The sequence below is a fragment of the Achromobacter sp. D10 genome, from assembly GCF_035282245.1.
GTDB classification, from domain to species: Bacteria; Pseudomonadota; Gammaproteobacteria; order Burkholderiales; family Burkholderiaceae_B; genus Achromobacter; species Achromobacter insolitus.
Genome location: NZ_JAYJLE010000006.1, coordinates 250,757 through 265,547, shown reverse-complemented (window position 1 = coordinate 265,547; position 14,791 = coordinate 250,757). Strand labels below are relative to the sequence as shown.

Here is a 14,791-nt window from a genome sequence, read left to right as displayed (position 1 = left end):
GCGGCACTTCCTGACGGAAGCGGAACGGACCACGTTGAATTCTCCAGAGCGGGAGGGGAAGAAATGACGAATTTTATAAATAGGACTGATTCGCAATTATATTATCAACCGCGAACACCCTCATTCCGCTCTGGTGCTGCGATCACTGCTTGGACGTTTTCTCCAGCTGGTTGCGCAGCCGCTCCTCCTGGGCGCGCAGTTCGGGCGTGAATTCCTCGCCAAAGTCCTCGGCTTCGTACAACGGGCGGATTTCGATGTCGGACGGGCCGGGCATCGGATTGGGACAACGCTTGACCCATTCGATCGCCTCTTGCAGGGACGCGCACTCCCAGATCCAGTAGCCGGCGATCAATTCCTTCGTTTCGGCGAAGGGGCCGTCTATCACCTGCCGGCTGCTGCCCGAAAAGTGCACCCGCGCTCCCTTGGAACTCGGTTTCAGCCCATCGCCCGCCAGCATCACGCCCGCCTTCACCAGCTCCTCGTTGAACCTCCCCATGTCGGCCAGCAACTGCTCGGTGGGCATCACGCCGGCTTCGCTATCGGCAGTCGCCCTGACTTGAACCATGAATCGCATCTCGGTCTCCTTGTGTGGATGGTGGAACTTGCATGCTCCATCCACACGACGAACGGCGCCAGGCGAAATCGACAACGGCCGCGAAAAAAAATGTATCCGCTGCCGGATCCCGCATTTTCGCGCCCATGAAAAAACCCATGACGCCCCGGGGAGCATCATGGGTCCTCGCCAGACTGGCGGACAGAGAGGATCAGCGCATCAGGGCGCCGGATTCGGCTGGCGGGTGTGGATCTTGTCGATGGCTTCCAGCACCTCGGCCGACAGGGTCACGTCCACGCTGTCGATGTTCTCCTTCAACTGCTCCAGCGTCGTGGCGCCGATCAGGTTGCTGGTGACGAAGGGACGCTGGTTGACCCAGGCCAAGGCCAGGTGCGTAGGCGAGATGCCGTGCGCGCGCGCCAGTTCGACGTACGCGCGGGTGGCGGCCTCGGCCTGCTCGTTGCTGTAGCGGGTGAAGCGGGTGTAGAGCGTCAGGCGGGCGCCGGCGGGGCGCGCGCCGTCCAGGTATTTGCCGCAAAGCATGCCCATCGCCAGCGGCGAATAGGCCAACAGGCCCACGTCTTCGTGGTGCGAGTACTCAGACAGGCCGATCTCGTAGACGCGATTGAGCAGGCTGTAGGCATTCTGGATGGTCGCGATGCGCGGCAAGCCCTTGTTTTCCGCGTGGCGCAGGAACTGCCCGACGCCCCAGGGCGTTTCATTGGACACGCCGATGTGGCGTACCTTGCCGGCCCGCACGAAGTCCTGCAGCACCTCCAGCGTTTCCTCGATCGGCACGGTGTGGTCGTCCTTGACCCAGGGATAGGACAGCTTGCCAAAGGTGGCGGTGCTGCGGTCGGGCCAGTGCAACTGGTACAGGTCCAGATAGTCCGTCTGCAGGCGCTTGAGGCTGGCGTCCAGGGCGGCGGTCAGGTTCTTGCGGTCCAGGTGGGTCTTGCCATCGCGGATGTGGCCGGGACGCTTGGCGTCGCGCACGGGGCCCGCCACTTTGCTGGCCAGCACAATGTCATTGCGACGCTTGCTGCGCGCGAGCCAGGTGCCAATGTAGGTTTCGGTCAGGCCTTGCGTTTCGGGTTTGGGAGGCACCGGGTACATCTCGGCCACGTCAACCAGATTAATGCCCCGTCCCAGCGCGTAGTCCAATTGCTGGTGCGCCTCGGCTTCGGTGTTCTGCTCGCCCCAGGTCATGGTGCCCAGTCCGATCAGGCTGACATCCAGGTCGGTACGGCCGAGTTTGCGGTATTTCAATTTCTGCTCCGTGCGGTGTCGCTTACAAGGGAAGCGACACCTTACTCCAAGACGCGCCCCGCAGGACCGGCAACAATGCCCGGCTCCGGGTTATTCGCCCCTTGCCCGTCCCGATCCTCTCGGCATACGCTTTATCCCCAAATAACTACAGGAAATCAACGTGCTGCGGGACATCGATGAAACCTACGTCTTTTTCATCTGCGTCATGGTTTGCCTGGCCATCATCGAGTTGGGCTTCCGGCTGGGACGCAAGCGCCGCAGGGCGTCCGACGACGCGGCCAAGACCCACATCGGCGCGCTGCAGACCGCCCTGCTGGGCCTGCTGGCGCTGCTGCTGGGTTTTACCTTCGCGATGTCCGTAACGCGGTTCGAGACACGCAAGAACCTGGTGCTGGAAGAGGCCAACGCCATCGGCAATGCCTACTGGCGTTCGCAACTGCTTCCTGCCGCCGCCCGCGAGCCCATTGCGAAGCTGTTGCTCGAATACACGACGACGGCGCTGGAGTTCAGCGACGCCGACAACGATAAGCAGCGCCTGACGGCAGCCAGCGCGGAGTCGCGCCGCATCGAACGCCAGATCCGCGCCACCGCGGCAAGCGTGCTGGAAAATCCGCCTTCGATTTCGACCGTCATGTTCATCCAGGCCATCAACGAGATGGCACAGGTCAATGAAAAACGCCGAGTTGCGCTGGAGAACCACGTACCCGAACCCGTCTTCTACCTGCTTTTCATCGTCACCGCGGGCGCGATGGGGTTCATCGCATACGGAACCGGCCTGCACAAGCGCAGGCGCATCATCTCGACCGGCCTGTTCGCCACGCTTATTTCGCTGGTCCTGACGTTCATCCTCGATATCGATCAGCCGGCCACCGGCGTCATCATGGTCAGCCAGGAAAGCATGGTGCGGATGAAGGCGACGCTGGAGCAAGAGCGCTAGGCCAGCAGCCCGCGCCCCGGCTCCAGGCGCATCAATACTGGTAACGCATCGTCAGCATGGCGCTGCGCCCCGCCGCCCAGGCTCCCTGGCTGTAGAACCCGATCTGGCTGTAGTACTTGCGATCGAACAGGTTGTTCACGTTGAGCTGGGCGCTGAGGTTGCGGTTGAAGCGGTAGCGGGCCATCAGGTTGGTGATGGCGTAGCTGCCCTGCCCGACGCGCTCGTCGCCATTAGGCCCGCTGGCGATGGTGTAGACCTGACTTTGCCAGTTGACTCCACCCCCCACGGTCAGCCGGTACCAGTCGCCGGGCAACTGGTAGGTTGTGAACAAGCGCACCAGGCTGCGCGGTTGATCGGTCTGGATGGCATTGCCGTTGCCGTCGCGGGCGGTCCAATGCGACCAGCCAGCGGCCAGGTTCCAGCCCGGCATCACCTCGCCCGAGACTTCCAGGTCAAAGCCGCGGCTGCGGGTGCCCTGCGCCGCCGTATAAGCCTGGTTGACCGTGCCCGGCACCATGTGGCCGGGGTCCACCTGGGCCACATTGTCCTGCTCCACCTGGAACACGGCGGCGCTGGCGTTCAGCCTGCCTTCCAGGAATTCGCCCTTGATGCCGGCCTCGTACGACTTGCCTTCCAGCGGGTCCAGCCAGTTGCCGCTGCGGTCCTGATAGCTCTGCGGATTGAAGATTCCGGTATAGCTGACATAGGCCGTGTAGTTTTCGTTGAGATCGTAGAGCAGGCCGGCATACGGAATGAACTCGCTCTTGTCGAACGCCTGGGCGTCGCCTCCGCCAAAGCCGACGGAATCCGTCTTCCAAGTGCTGTAGCGGCCACCGACGATGAGCTTGAGCGGATCCGCCAGATTCAGGCGCAGCGCGCCGTACCAGCCGGTTTGCTTGGTGGTGTAGCGGCTGGCGGTGGTGGCGGAATCGCTCCAGTCGGGCTCGGGATATGAGCCATTCCAATCCAGGAAGTTGCCCACCGGCGCCACGGACAGTGCCGAACGGTAGTCGAAATCGGCGTACTGGCGGTTGAAGCTTGCGCCCACGACGGCCTCGTGCCGGCGCCCGAACAGCGTGAACGGGCCCGAGGCCTTGAAATCCACGCTGTTCTGCTTGCGGTCGCCCAGGTACCAGGCGGGCGACGCTCCCATGCCCAGGCCGGTTTCGCGGTCGGGCCACCCGAACAGGTACAGCAGCTTCGCGTCCATCTCGTTCTTGGAGTGCGAGGCCACCGCATTGACGGTCCAGCCATTATCGAAGCGGTGCTCGAGATTGGCGAACGCACCTTGCGTCGTGCTGCCCCACGACGTCCAGTCGGCGCCGGTGTTCAGCGAGCGGCTCCAGTCGGTACGGCCACCGTCGGCATACCAGAGCGGGAAGCCGCCCCAACTGCTGCGCTTCGGGTCGTTGTCCTGGTAGTTGAAGCCCAGGCTGAGCGTCGTGCGAGACGTGATGTCCGCATCCACGACGCCGTAGAAGATCTTCTTGCGGTTCTGGTAGCCATCCAGGTAGGAATGGCTGTCCTGATAGGCCGAAACGATGCGCCCGCGCACGCTGCCCGCCGTGTTGAGCGGCGTAGACAAGTCCACCGTGGCCCGGTAGGTATCCCAGTTCCCTGCGCTGACGCTCATGTCCGCCGTGAATTCGCGGCTGGTGGCGCGCTTGCGCACCAGGTTGATCGACGCCGACGGATTGCCCGCGCCGGTCAGGAGCCCCGTCGCCCCGCGCACTACTTCGACACGATCGTAGATGATGGGGTCCAGCGCGGACTCCCCCGCGGCATAGCCGGTGTCGAAACTCGTGGGGATGCCGTCATACATGTAATTGCTGATGCTGAACCCGCGCGAGTTGAATGAATACCGCTCGCTGTCGAAGTTCTGCACCGAGATGCCCGGCGTGCTGGCCATCACGTCCACCAGCGAGAGCATGTTCTCGTCCTCCATGCGCTGGCGCGTCACCACCGTGACCGACTGCGGGGTTTCTCGCAAGGTCAGCGGCAATCCCGTGCTGGCGGCGGTAGCACGCGGCGTATAGGAGCCGGTGCCTTCGGTGGTCGTGCTGTCGGCGTTGCCGATCACCTGCACCGAGGGCAAGGTGGCCACACCCTCCTCCTGCGCGGCGACCGCGCCGCAGGCTAATGCCATCAGCACCAGGCACGGCGTGCGCCGCAAGACCAGGCGTGGACGCGAGGAATGAAGGCGGCGCGCAGGCCGGACGTGTTGCATGTTGGCTTCCTTTCCGATGTTGAGCTAACAAATCGGAAGAAAGTGTAATGCAAACGATTCTCAGGCGCTTTTGCAAATAAAGGACCGGGTTGTTTGGACGACTCGGCCGCCAGAATGACAACTGGCGCGGCCACCTGCGCGGCCGCGCCAGAAAATCCGGCGCTCTTGGCGCGACGCGCGTCGCGCCCGTATGCCCGTATGCCCGTATGCCCGTATGCCCGTATGCCCGTATGCCCGTATGCCCGTCAGCCCGCCTTGGCCGCCGCCGCCAACACCGGCGCGGCGGACTCGCCCGTGTCCGCACAGGCCGACGGACTGCGGTCGGCCAACGCTTCCAGGAGGTCGGCCGATGGCACGAAGAACAGGCCGCCCGTGACCGCGTGGCTGAAATCGAGCAGCCGGTCGTAATTGCCGGGCGGGCGTCCGACGAACATGTTCTCCAGCATCAGTTCGATGGGACGCGGCGAACGCGCATAACCGATGAAATAGGTGCCGAACTCTCCCGCGCCCGGCCGGCCGAACGGCATGTTGTCGCGCAGGATCTTCAGTTCCTGGCCGTTTTCCTCGATGGTCGTCAGGGCGCTGTGCGAAGACGAGGGCTTGATGTCGTCGTCGAGTTCCACGTTGGACCATTTATGGCGGCCGATGACCCCTTCCTGGCCTTCGACGGTCAATGCGTTCCAGGCCGCCATGTCGTGCAGGTACTTCTGCACCAGCACGTAGCTGCCGCCGGCGAACTCGGCGTCTTCGTCGCCGATGACGGTGAAGTCGACCGCTTCCCGCCCTTCGGGGTTTTCGGTTCCGTCGACGAAGCCGATGATGGCGCGACGATCGAAATAGCGGAAACCATGGACTTCATCCACGACGGTGACGGCATCGCCCAATCCGCCCAGCAGCAGGGTCGCAAGTTCGAAACAGAAATCCATCGAGTCCGCGCGGATGTGCAGCAGCAAGTCGCCGGGCGTGGCGACGGCCAGGCGCTCGCCCGAACCGAATTCGCGGAAGGGATGCAGCGCGGCCGGTCGCGGCGCACCGAAAAGCGTGTCCCAGGCTGTGGAACCAAACGCGGTGACACAGGAGAGGTTCTGCTCGGGCGCGCGCGTGGCCACCGTTCGGACCACGCCCGCGATGTCGGCGCACCAGCCGCGCACGGTGTCGGCCGCGGCGGCACCGTCATTAAGCGTGGCAACGATGAAAATCGCGTGTCGGGTAGTCGGATTGTGTACGGCTTGGGGTGCGGATTGACGGTCTGACATCGGATCGGGAACCTTGAAAAACGGGCGCGCTGGCGCGGGAAAAGCGAGTCCAATTCTAAGCTCGGACGATGACTGCGTGAACCCGGCCCGCTACGGCACCGCCCTCAGCCACTCGCTCACCACATCCAGCACGATGCGGCTCTGCTCGCGATGCGGAACGTGGCCGCAGTTTTCCAGCAGCACTGGGCGCGCGCGCGCAAGCGCCACGATTTTGTCCTGATGCAGCGGCGAGCCGTACTCGTCCATTTCACCGTGCAAGGCCAGCACGGGACAGCGGACCTGGCGCAGTTGCTCGTCGAGATTCCAGTCGGCGAAGCTGGGCGACAGCCACGTATTGATCCACGCGCCCAGCACCCATTCGGCTTTTTCGCCGTGGTACTTCTTCAGGCGGTCCAGTTGCCCTGGTTCCGCGAAGTTCTGCCTGGCCGCGCGGATGCCTTCCAGCGTGCGGTCTTCAGCGTACATCTGCGCCGACTCCGTGATCAGCGCCTGGCAATCGTCGCCATACACGCCAGCGCTGCAAACCGCCATGCCGCCACCCACACTGTGGCCGAACGCCACGAACGAACCAATGCCCAGTTCTTCGCGCAGGCGACGAAAACCGCCTTGCGCCTCTTCTGCAACGAAGCCCGGTTCGAACACCGCGTCGTTGGGATCGGACCGGCCGAAGCCAAGACGGTCGTAGGCGATAACGCTGCGTCCGGTCGCCTGCGCCAACTGTTCGGGGAAATCCCGCCACAGCTCCACGCAACCCAGAGAATCATGGAACATTACGATCGGCGCTCCGGCCTCGTCCTCCCCGGCGGGGTCCCAGCGGCGCGCGAAAAGACGCCCCTCGCTGGTCTGCACGTAGACATCCTGGCTGGTAATGGCAAGCATGAAATCGTCCTGGGAAAAGAGCGGCAACGCGCCGCGGCAACATGCTCCGATTATAGGAAAGCCGCCGCCCCTAGCTCAGTCCGGACACGATGCCCGCCGCGATGATGAGCAGCACCAGTCCCGAGATCACGGCGTAGGCGTAGTCGCGTTCGCGCAGGAAGATCGCCAGCATCAACCCCACCCGCGCCACCGGCAACAGGATGAAGAGGGCCACCCCGGCCTTGACCAGCTCGAGCCCGAAGCCGGGCCCGGGCAAGCCGGCCTCCCCTGGCCGGGCGAACTCGAACGCCATGCCCGCGGCGATGAGGGCCGAAGCGATCCAGGTGCCATACCACAGCAGCGCCGCGATGATGCGGTCGCGCCGTCCCGGGTTGTCCGCCGCGCGCGTCATGCCGGGCCTCCAGGAAACTGCACGCCCAGCGCGCTCAGGAACATTTGCACCGCCAGCAGGGACAGCACGATCACGAAGAAGAGGCGCAGCTTGTCCGCGGGCAAGCCCATCAGCAGGCGGGCGCCGAGCAGCGCGCCCGCGACCGAGCCCAAGGCAACAGGACCCGCGATGCCGATGTCGATGTCGCCGCGCACGAAGTAGGCGCCCGCGCTTGCCGCGGCCGTGACGCCGATCATGAAGTTGGACGTGGCCGACGAGACTTTGATAGGCAGCCGCAACGCGGCGTCCATGGCGGGAATCTTCAGCACGCCCGAACCGATGCCGAGCAAGGCGGAGATCAGGCCGGCGCCGTACATCAATGACAGGCCCAGCGGCACGCGGCCCACCCGGTAGTGCACCTCGCGCCCCAGCGCGGGGTCGGGAAAACTGGAATGCAGACGTAGCGCCGTGGCCCAGCCACGGGCGTCGGACACGGCTGCCGGCGCCTCGCGGCGACGCGCCAGCATCTGCCGCGCGGACACGGCCAGGATGGCGGCAAACAAGCCATACAGGAAACTCGTGGAGACCACGCCGATGAGGAACACGCCCGTCAACGCGCCCAGCGTGGTGGCGGTCTCCAGGACGATGGCCAGCCTGACGTTGGTCAGGCGCCCCTTCAGGAACGGCGCAGCGCTGCCGCAGGAACAGGCGATCACCGAAATGATGCTGGCGCCGATGGCCACGTGGATATCCACGCCGAACAACAGCGTCAGGATGGGCACGATGAAAATGCCGCTGGCCATCCCGAGCACGCCGCCCAGCGCGCTGGCGCCAAAGGCGGCGGCGAACAGCCAGAAGATCGTCGATGTCTCCATGGCCGCCAGCTCAATCCCGCTTGCGCGGCAGCCGGGACAGGCGAGTGGTGAACCGGATCAAGTCACCGCGGTAGTACAGCTTTTCATAGTCGACGGGGCGCTGTCCCTCGCTGTAAGAGGTGCGCTCGATAAGAAAGATGGGGCTGCCGGGCTCGACCCCCAAGGCTCTCGCCACGCGCTCGTCCGCCGTCACGGCTTCGAGCTGGTACTGGGCCTCGATCAGCGGGAGGTCGTAGCGCAGTTCCAGCAGGTCGAAGATGGGTTCGGCTTCCAGGTCATTGCTGGCGACCTTTTCGCCGATGTCCAGCGGCAGATAGGTTTCATCGAACGACATGGCCACGCCATCGGCCAGGCGCACGCGCTCAATGCGGTAGACCAGCGCGCCGCGCGCCACGTCCAGCTGGCGCGCCACGTCCTCGGTGGCAGGCACCGGCCGCTTGTCCAGCAGGCGCGCCGTCGCGTGGCGGCCAAGCTCGGTCATGTCTTCGACGAACCCGCTCAGCGACGTCAGCGCCTGGGTCAGCTTGGGTTCCGTAACGAACGTGCCCTTCCCGCGCCGGATTTCGACCAGACCGCGGGCAACCAGGTTTTCCACCGCCTTGCGCACCGTGGTGCGGCTGACGGTAAAGCGTTCGATCAGCCGGTCTTCCGTGGGCAACTGGCTGCCGGCCGGCAGGATGCCGGCCGCGATTTCCGCGGCCAGCGCCGCTTCCACCCGGGCGTAAAGAGGAGCATGTTCGGCGTCATTTTGCATAAGTCATCATAACATCATGATGTCATGATGATGCAACCCTCAAATCGCGTTACGGATGCCGAGGCCGGCAACTGGTAGTCTTCGCAAGCCTGCTGGCGCCTCCCGCGCCAGCGTCCACTCTCAAGCGAGACACGAAATGAGCAGTTTCATGCACAGCGCCTCCGTACCCGTCCTGACGCAAATGCTGTCGGCCCTGTCCGACGTGCTGAAGAAAGCCGAAACCCACGCCACGGAAAAGAGCATCGATCCGCAAGCCTACCTGGGTGCGCGCCTGTTTCCCGACATGTTCCCCTTGTCGCGCCAAGTGCAGATCGCGTCGGATTTTGCCCGTGGCATCGCCTCGCGCCTGGCTGGCGCGGAAGTGCCGTCCTGGCCGGACAGCGAAGCCAGCTTCGCCGGTTTGCAAGCCCTGATCGCCAAGACGCTGGAGCATCTCGCCTCGTTTGATCCCGAACAATTCGAGCAGAGCGAAGCCCGAGAAATCGTGCTGCGTCCCGGCACGCCGAAGGAAAAGAAGCTGAACGGCAGCGCCTATCTGCTGCACTATGGCCTGCCGCAGTTTTTCTTCCATGTGACCACGGCCTACGACATCCTGCGCCACAACGGCGTGGAAATCGGCAAGCGCGATTACATGGGCAAGTATTGATGGGGTTACGCGGGCCCCGCGCAACGGGGCCCGCGCCCGGCTACTCCGCGTAGCCGGGGTTGCGGCGATCCAGGCGGCGCAGCAGACCTGGCCAGGCCAGCATGGCTTTGTGCGCGCGGTCGGCCTGCGACTCCACCGTCGCATTCTTCAGGATGTCGGGCGGAATGTAGGTCAGCTCGCCGCCGGCCTGCGCCCGCACCTGCACCATGCAGGCGGCTTCCAGCCGGTGCATGGCCTGGAACGCTTCGGCCATGCTCTGCCCCACGGTCAGCAGGCCGTGGTTGCGCAGGATGAGATAGGTGTTGCTTCCCAAGTCCCGCACCAGTCGCGGCTGCTCCTCGGGGTTGAGCGCCAGCCCCTCGTAATCGTGGTAGCTGAGCGAACGCAACACGATGAACGCGAACTGCGACAGCGGCAACAGCCCCGCCTTCTGCGCAGACACCGCCACGCCATTGATGGAATGCGTGTGCAACACGCACATCGCGTCCTTGCGCGCAGCGTGGATACAGCTGTGGATGGTGAAGCCGGCCGGGTTGATGTCGTACTCGGACTCCATGACCTTGCGACCGTCCAGGTCGATCTTGACCAGGCTGGACGCCGTGATCTCGTCGAACATCATGCCGTAGGGGTTGATCAGGAAGTGTTCGGTCCCCGGCACCTTGGCCGTGATGTGGGTGAAGATCAGGTCATCCCAGCCAAACAGCGCCACCAGGCGGTATAGCGCTGCCAGATCCTTGCGCACCTCCCACTCTGTTGCGCTGACCCGTTCACGCACGCTGGCGCCCGTCTTGCCTACCGTATCCATGTTGTCTCCCAGTCTTGATGATTGTCCGCGGCGGCTGCGCGGACGCTATCTGGCACTTTATTCGTTTTGCCCGCAGCAGGCACGGACGACGGCCAAGGGGCGGTCATCTCGGCCCCGCGGAGCGGCCTGGACCGCCCTTCACCCAAAAAAAGGGCGCCCCGCTGGCGCCCTGCTTATTTCCTGCTGCGTCCTTGCCGCTTACTGCGGTTCGATCTTCGCGTCGACCGCGCGCTGGGTCCAGACCTGGCGCTGCGATTGCGCAAAGGCCTGGTGCTCGGCCAGCGTGTTGGGCGAGACCTGCATGCCCAGGGATTCAAAGCGCTGCAAGACATCCGGCTCGCGCAGGATGGCTGTGACTTCCTGATTCAGCTTCTGCGCGATGGCATCGGGCGTCTTGGCCGGTACCGCCACGCCGACCCACACCACGAGGTCGAACTTCTGGTAGCCCAGCTCGGCCAGCGTCGGCACGTTCGGGAATTCCTTGGCGCGCTCGTGGCCGGTGTAGGCCAGGCCACGCAGTTTGCCTGCTTGCATAAAGGACGTGACGACGGACAAGTCCGCAAACAGGTAGTCGACGTGCCCGCCCAGCAGGTCGGTCACGGCGGGAGGCTGGCTCTTGTAGGGCACGCCGTTGGCGGCGGCGCCCGCCACGGTGTTGAATGTGGCGCCCGCGATCTGGCTGGTGGGCGAGCCGTATGCGTAGTTCAAGGGCTTGGCCTGGGTGGCCTTGACGAGTTCCTGCAGCGATTTGTAGGGCGCGTCCTCGCGCACCACCAGCATCATCGGAATGGTGGCGATACGGACCACGTGGGTGAAATCGCCCGTGGGGTCGAACGGCAGCTTCCGGAACAGCGCCGGCGTGGCCGAGTGCGTCGAGCTGCTGGTGAGGATGAGCGTATAGCCATCGGGCTGGGCGCGTGCCACGAACGAGGACCCGATGGTGCCGGACGCGCCGGGCTTGTTCTCGATAACCACCGGCACGTTCAGGCGGGGCCCGAGCTTTTCGGCGATGATGCGCGCGCTGGTATCGGTTGCGCTGCCTGGCGAGAACGGCACGACGATGGTGATGGGCTTGTCGGGATATGCGCCCTGAGCCAACGCCGCGGACGGCAGGCCGCCAGCCAGCGCAGTCAGGACGGTGAGGCTGCCGGCGGCCAGCAGGCGGCGGCGTACGCCAAACGGTCGGATCATGCTTGTCTCCTGTGAGGGGCCGCGGGTCGGCCTCTTGAACTCTGACCGTATGATGCTTGCGACCCGCTTATCCCAACAAGGGACTAATTTTCATAGACTTATTCCAAACTGGGATTAATTACCTTCGGCTTGGCGCTGCCGCAGATAATCCTCGGTGGCCTGCAGAAAGGCCGATGCCGCCAGCGACAGCCGCGCGTTGCGGCGCTGGATGAGCCAGAGTTCGTGCCCGTGCTTGCGCGCGCCGTCGATGGCCAAGATGCGCAGGCCCAGCTGCCGCGCCAGGTCGCAGGCATACCCGGGCACCACCGTGATGCCCAGGCCCGCGCCGACCAGCTTCAGCGCCGAGGTCAGCATGCCGGCTTCGATACGGTAGCGGAATTCCAGGTTCAGGTCGGCCGCCACGCGGTCCAGGCTCCGCCGCACGCTGTACACGTTGCGCAGCATGATGTGGTCGTGGGCGGCCACGTCGGCCCAGGACACGGAACGCTTGCGCGTCAGGGCGTGGCGTGGCGCGCACACCGCATACATGGTGTCGCGGTAGATGACCCGCGTGGCCAATTCTTCCGAAGGGGTTTCAACCGAAACAATGCCGAAATCGGCGCGGCCATTGCGCACGTGTTCGATGGTGTCATCGGTGGAGAGCTCGAACAGGTCCAGCTTCACGCTGGGATGGGCGCGGTGATAGTCGGCCACCACGTCGCCCAGCAGGCCGACCATCATCAGGGGCGACGTCGCCACGCCCACCGTGCCGCGTTCCAGCGTGCGCAGGCCCGACATGCTGCGCTCGGCCGCGCGCACGGTCCCCAGGATTTCCTGGGCGTAGGCGTAGAAATCCGCCGCGCCGTCGCAAGGCGTGACACTGCGGGTGGAGCGTTCGAACAGCGGCTGGCCGACCTCGGCCTCGAGTTCCGCGCAGAGCTTGCTGACGGCCGATTGGGTCACGAAGGCCGCGCGCGCGGCCGCCGTGAAACTGCGCAGTTCGTAGAGCGCGCAAAATACGCGCAATTGCTTGAGAGTGATGTTCATGGTCGAAGTCGCCGCCAGGCGCCGCCGGCCATGCCGGCCTCAGCGCGCAGGCTTGAGCATATCGCGATCGGCGTCCTGGCGCGGCGCCTGGCGCTTGATCTCTCCGGGCGTGCGCGAGAAGCGCACCGGAATGCCTGCTGCCATCAGCGGCCCTTCGGTCGGATGCTCCACGGGCTGGAAGAACCCCGTCGCCCGCAGGTGCGGATCATCGAACAGGGCTTCCGGCGTGTTGACGCGCGAATGCGGGATATCGGCATCGGCCAGCAGCGCCAGCCACTCTTCGGTGCCCCGCAACGCGACGATATCGGCCAGGTCCTGGTAGAGCTCGTCGAAATGCCGGGCGCGCGCCGTTGCGTCGACGTAGCGCGGGTCCACCGCCAGGTCGGCGCGTTGGGCCAGGGCGAAAAAGCGCCCCCACTGCGCGTCGGTGTAAGGCAGCAAGGCCAGATAGCCATCGCGGGTGCGGTAGGGACGCCGTTGCGGCGACAACACGCGGCTGTAGCCCATGGGCCCCAGCGGCGGCACGAAACTGTGGCCGCTCATGTGCTCGACCAGGGTGAAGGAAACCAGGGTTTCGAACATGGGGACTTCGACGGCCTGCCCCTCTCCCGAACGCTCGCGCTCGTATAGCGCCATGGGAATGGCGTAGGCCAGCGTCAACCCCGCGACCTTGTCGGCGAGGATGGTATTCACGTACGCTGGCGCGCCGCTGTTGCGGCCCTGCAGGTCGGCCAGGCCGCTCATGGCCTGGATGATGTCGTCAAAGGCCGGGCGCGCCGCATACGGGCCGTCCTGGCCGAAGCCCACTGCGGAGCAATGGATCAGGCGCGGGTTGCGCGCGCGCAGCGTGGCGGCGTCCAGGCCCAGCCGCGCCAGGGCCGCGGGACGCACGTTGGACACGAACACGTCGGCCCCGTCGATCAAGCGCAGCAGGCTGTCACGGTCGGCCGGCGTTTTCGCATCCAGCGTCACGCTGTACTTGTTGCGGTTGAGGTTCAGATAGGCCGGCCCCATGCCCGGACTCATCGCCGGGGCCGAAGTGCGGAACACGTCGCCTTCGGGCGATTCCACTTTAATGACCTCCGCCCCCATGTCGGCCAGGATCTGCGTGCCATACGGCCCCATGGCCACCGAGGTCATGTCGATGACGCGCACGCCCGCGAGCGGGCCAGCCATTACTTGGCCTCCTGGTGTTTCTTGCGGTTGACGAAGGGCGCCATGTAGCGGCGCGGCTCGTCGGTAGTGAAGGCTTCACCGAATGCCGCCACGCTGCGGTCCAGGCCGGCTTCGACCGTGGATTCGCTCCAGTAGCGCAGCAACGCCTTCTGCGAGCGCACAGCGATCGGGCCGCTTTCCGCGATGGGCGCCACCGTGCGTTCGACCAGCGCGTCGAGCGCCCCGGTCTCGCTGACGAACTCCAGGAAGCCCCACTGGCGAGCCTGCGCCGCATCGACGGTCTCCCCGGTGAGCAGCAGCCAGTTGGTGGGACCGGGGCCGATGATCGCCGGGAGCAGCACGGCATGGATCACCGATGGGATGCCCACACGCACCTCGGGCATGCCGAACACGGCGTCCGCCGACCCCAGGCGGATGTCGCAAGCCGCGGCCAGTTCCATGCCGGCCCCCAGGCAGAAGCCCGGAATACGGGCGATGGTCGGAACAGGAATTGCGGCGACCGCGTCGCACAGATCGCGCAGTCGGGTGATGAATTCGCGCGCCCCCTGAGGCTCGAGTTCGGCCATTTCATAGATGTTGGCGCCGCCCACGAAGGCGCGCTCGCCCGAACCACGGATAACGACCGCGCGAGCATCGTCCTGGGCCGCGATCCAGCGCGCGGCCTCGGTCAGGCTCAGCGTGACCGTCGAGGCCAGGATGTTCAGGCTCTTGGCATCGTGGATCTGCAGGGTGTAGACACCGCGCTCGTCACGGGTCACGAGGGCATGGGCAAAGGCAGGGATAGGCGCAGTCATGGAAACTCCAGCTAGGGTTATGGCTACCGATGC

15 protein-coding genes are annotated in these 14,791 nt (G+C 65.0%); 2 read left to right on the top strand and 13 right to left on the bottom strand.

Annotated features, from left to right (window positions below; translation table 11 throughout):
• Positions 1 to 142: 142 nt before the first annotated feature.
• Together VCS63_RS18960 and VCS63_RS18955 are read right to left on the bottom strand one after the other, a co-directional pair.
• Entirely contained in the window at positions 143 to 574 is a 432-nt protein-coding gene (locus tag VCS63_RS18960; protein ID WP_042794950.1) for a YciI family protein, read from the bottom strand.
• Positions 575 to 772: 198 nt separating this feature from the next.
• Positions 773 to 1,822 carry an NADP(H)-dependent aldo-keto reductase gene (locus VCS63_RS18955; protein ID WP_323880715.1) on the bottom strand — a complete coding sequence of 350 codons (1,050 nt, stop codon included), beginning with the start codon at positions 1,820 to 1,822 and terminating at the stop codon, positions 773 to 775.
• A gap of 160 nt (positions 1,823 to 1,982) precedes the next feature.
• Between VCS63_RS18955 and VCS63_RS18950 the strand changes: the two genes are divergently transcribed.
• Positions 1,983 to 2,759, top strand: coding sequence for a DUF4239 domain-containing protein (locus tag VCS63_RS18950; protein WP_042794952.1), 777 nt, complete (start codon positions 1,983 to 1,985; stop codon positions 2,757 to 2,759).
• A gap of 31 nt (positions 2,760 to 2,790) precedes the next feature.
• On the opposite strand, the gene fhuE is transcribed toward VCS63_RS18950, so the two are convergent.
• The 6 genes from fhuE to VCS63_RS18920 form a co-directional block, all read right to left on the bottom strand.
• On the bottom strand, positions 2,791 to 4,986 hold the full coding sequence (fhuE, locus tag VCS63_RS18945; RefSeq protein ID WP_063640182.1) for a ferric-rhodotorulic acid/ferric-coprogen receptor FhuE: 2,196 nt from the start codon (positions 4,984 to 4,986) through the stop codon (positions 2,791 to 2,793).
• A gap of 245 nt (positions 4,987 to 5,231) precedes the next feature.
• On the bottom strand, positions 5,232 to 6,242 hold the full coding sequence (locus VCS63_RS18940; protein ID WP_323880714.1) for a Dyp-type peroxidase: 1,011 nt from the start codon (positions 6,240 to 6,242) through the stop codon (positions 5,232 to 5,234).
• 90 nt (positions 6,243 to 6,332) lie between these two features.
• Positions 6,333 to 7,121: an alpha/beta fold hydrolase gene (locus VCS63_RS18935; RefSeq protein WP_063640231.1), complete on the bottom strand. Its 789-nt coding sequence runs from the start codon at positions 7,119 to 7,121 to the stop codon at positions 6,333 to 6,335.
• 70 nt (positions 7,122 to 7,191) lie between these two features.
• The gene (locus tag VCS63_RS18930; protein WP_042794955.1) at positions 7,192 to 7,512 is read right to left on the bottom strand and encodes a DUF1634 domain-containing protein; all 321 of its coding nucleotides are present in this window, start codon (positions 7,510 to 7,512) and stop codon (positions 7,192 to 7,194) included.
• Positions 7,509 to 8,366, bottom strand: a complete 858-nt coding sequence (locus tag VCS63_RS18925) for a sulfite exporter TauE/SafE family protein (RefSeq protein WP_323880712.1) — start codon at positions 8,364 to 8,366, stop codon at positions 7,509 to 7,511. Before VCS63_RS18925 ends, VCS63_RS18930 begins: the two co-directional genes overlap by 4 nt.
• Before the next feature lie 10 nt (positions 8,367 to 8,376).
• Entirely contained in the window at positions 8,377 to 9,120 is a 744-nt protein-coding gene (locus VCS63_RS18920; RefSeq protein WP_076815281.1) for a GntR family transcriptional regulator, read from the bottom strand.
• A 136-nt stretch (positions 9,121 to 9,256) separates the two neighbouring features.
• Between VCS63_RS18920 and VCS63_RS18915 the strand changes: the two genes are divergently transcribed.
• On the top strand, positions 9,257 to 9,766 hold the full coding sequence (locus VCS63_RS18915; protein WP_323880711.1) for a DUF1993 domain-containing protein: 510 nt from the start codon (positions 9,257 to 9,259) through the stop codon (positions 9,764 to 9,766).
• A 40-nt stretch (positions 9,767 to 9,806) separates the two neighbouring features.
• Here the strand turns inward: VCS63_RS18915 and VCS63_RS18910 are convergent, their stop codons facing one another.
• The 5 genes from VCS63_RS18910 to VCS63_RS18890 all read right to left on the bottom strand — a co-directional run bounded on the left by VCS63_RS18910 (position 9,807) and on the right by VCS63_RS18890 (position 14,758).
• Entirely contained in the window at positions 9,807 to 10,571 is a 765-nt protein-coding gene (locus tag VCS63_RS18910; RefSeq protein ID WP_042794959.1) for a class II aldolase/adducin family protein, read from the bottom strand.
• Between the two features lie 198 nt (positions 10,572 to 10,769).
• On the bottom strand, positions 10,770 to 11,762 hold the full coding sequence (locus VCS63_RS18905) for a Bug family tripartite tricarboxylate transporter substrate binding protein (RefSeq protein WP_063640177.1): 993 nt from the start codon (positions 11,760 to 11,762) through the stop codon (positions 10,770 to 10,772).
• 114 nt (positions 11,763 to 11,876) lie between these two features.
• On the bottom strand, positions 11,877 to 12,788 hold the full coding sequence (locus tag VCS63_RS18900) for a LysR family transcriptional regulator (protein WP_042794961.1): 912 nt from the start codon (positions 12,786 to 12,788) through the stop codon (positions 11,877 to 11,879).
• A 39-nt stretch (positions 12,789 to 12,827) separates the two neighbouring features.
• Positions 12,828 to 13,964 carry a CoA transferase gene (locus VCS63_RS18895; RefSeq protein WP_323880709.1) on the bottom strand — a complete coding sequence of 379 codons (1,137 nt, stop codon included), beginning with the start codon at positions 13,962 to 13,964 and terminating at the stop codon, positions 12,828 to 12,830.
• Positions 13,964 to 14,758 (bottom strand): enoyl-CoA hydratase, encoded by a 795-nt coding sequence (locus VCS63_RS18890; protein WP_042794963.1) that lies wholly within the window; start codon positions 14,756 to 14,758, stop codon positions 13,964 to 13,966. The genes VCS63_RS18895 and VCS63_RS18890 overlap by 1 nt, the downstream gene beginning before the upstream one ends.
• Positions 14,759 to 14,791 lie beyond the last annotated feature (33 nt).

What these genes read in the sequence shown, in the direction of transcription:
- VCS63_RS18925 (WP_323880712.1), bottom strand. Translation starts at nt 8,366, where the DNA reads ATGGAGACATCGACGATCTTCTGGCTGTTCGCCGCCGCCTTTGGCGCC.
- VCS63_RS18900 (WP_042794961.1), bottom strand. Translation starts at nt 12,788, where the DNA reads ATGAACATCACTCTCAAGCAATTGCGCGTATTTTGCGCGCTCTACGAA.
- VCS63_RS18935 (WP_063640231.1), bottom strand. Translation starts at nt 7,121, where the DNA reads ATGCTTGCCATTACCAGCCAGGATGTCTACGTGCAGACCAGCGAGGGG.
- VCS63_RS18910 (WP_042794959.1), bottom strand. Translation starts at nt 10,571, where the DNA reads ATGGATACGGTAGGCAAGACGGGCGCCAGCGTGCGTGAACGGGTCAGC.
- VCS63_RS18920 (WP_076815281.1), bottom strand. Translation starts at nt 9,120, where the DNA reads ATGCAAAATGACGCCGAACATGCTCCTCTTTACGCCCGGGTGGAAGCG.
- VCS63_RS18905 (WP_063640177.1), bottom strand. Translation starts at nt 11,762, where the DNA reads ATGATCCGACCGTTTGGCGTACGCCGCCGCCTGCTGGCCGCCGGCAGC.
- VCS63_RS18940 (WP_323880714.1), bottom strand. Translation starts at nt 6,242, where the DNA reads ATGTCAGACCGTCAATCCGCACCCCAAGCCGTACACAATCCGACTACC.
- VCS63_RS18895 (WP_323880709.1), bottom strand. Translation starts at nt 13,964, where the DNA reads ATGGCTGGCCCGCTCGCGGGCGTGCGCGTCATCGACATGACCTCGGTG.
- VCS63_RS18930 (WP_042794955.1), bottom strand. Translation starts at nt 7,512, where the DNA reads ATGACGCGCGCGGCGGACAACCCGGGACGGCGCGACCGCATCATCGCG.
- VCS63_RS18915 (WP_323880711.1), top strand. Translation starts at nt 9,257, where the DNA reads ATGAGCAGTTTCATGCACAGCGCCTCCGTACCCGTCCTGACGCAAATG.
- VCS63_RS18960 (WP_042794950.1), bottom strand. Translation starts at nt 574, where the DNA reads ATGCGATTCATGGTTCAAGTCAGGGCGACTGCCGATAGCGAAGCCGGC.
- fhuE (WP_063640182.1), bottom strand. Translation starts at nt 4,986, where the DNA reads ATGCAACACGTCCGGCCTGCGCGCCGCCTTCATTCCTCGCGTCCACGC.
- VCS63_RS18890 (WP_042794963.1), bottom strand. Translation starts at nt 14,758, where the DNA reads ATGACTGCGCCTATCCCTGCCTTTGCCCATGCCCTCGTGACCCGTGAC.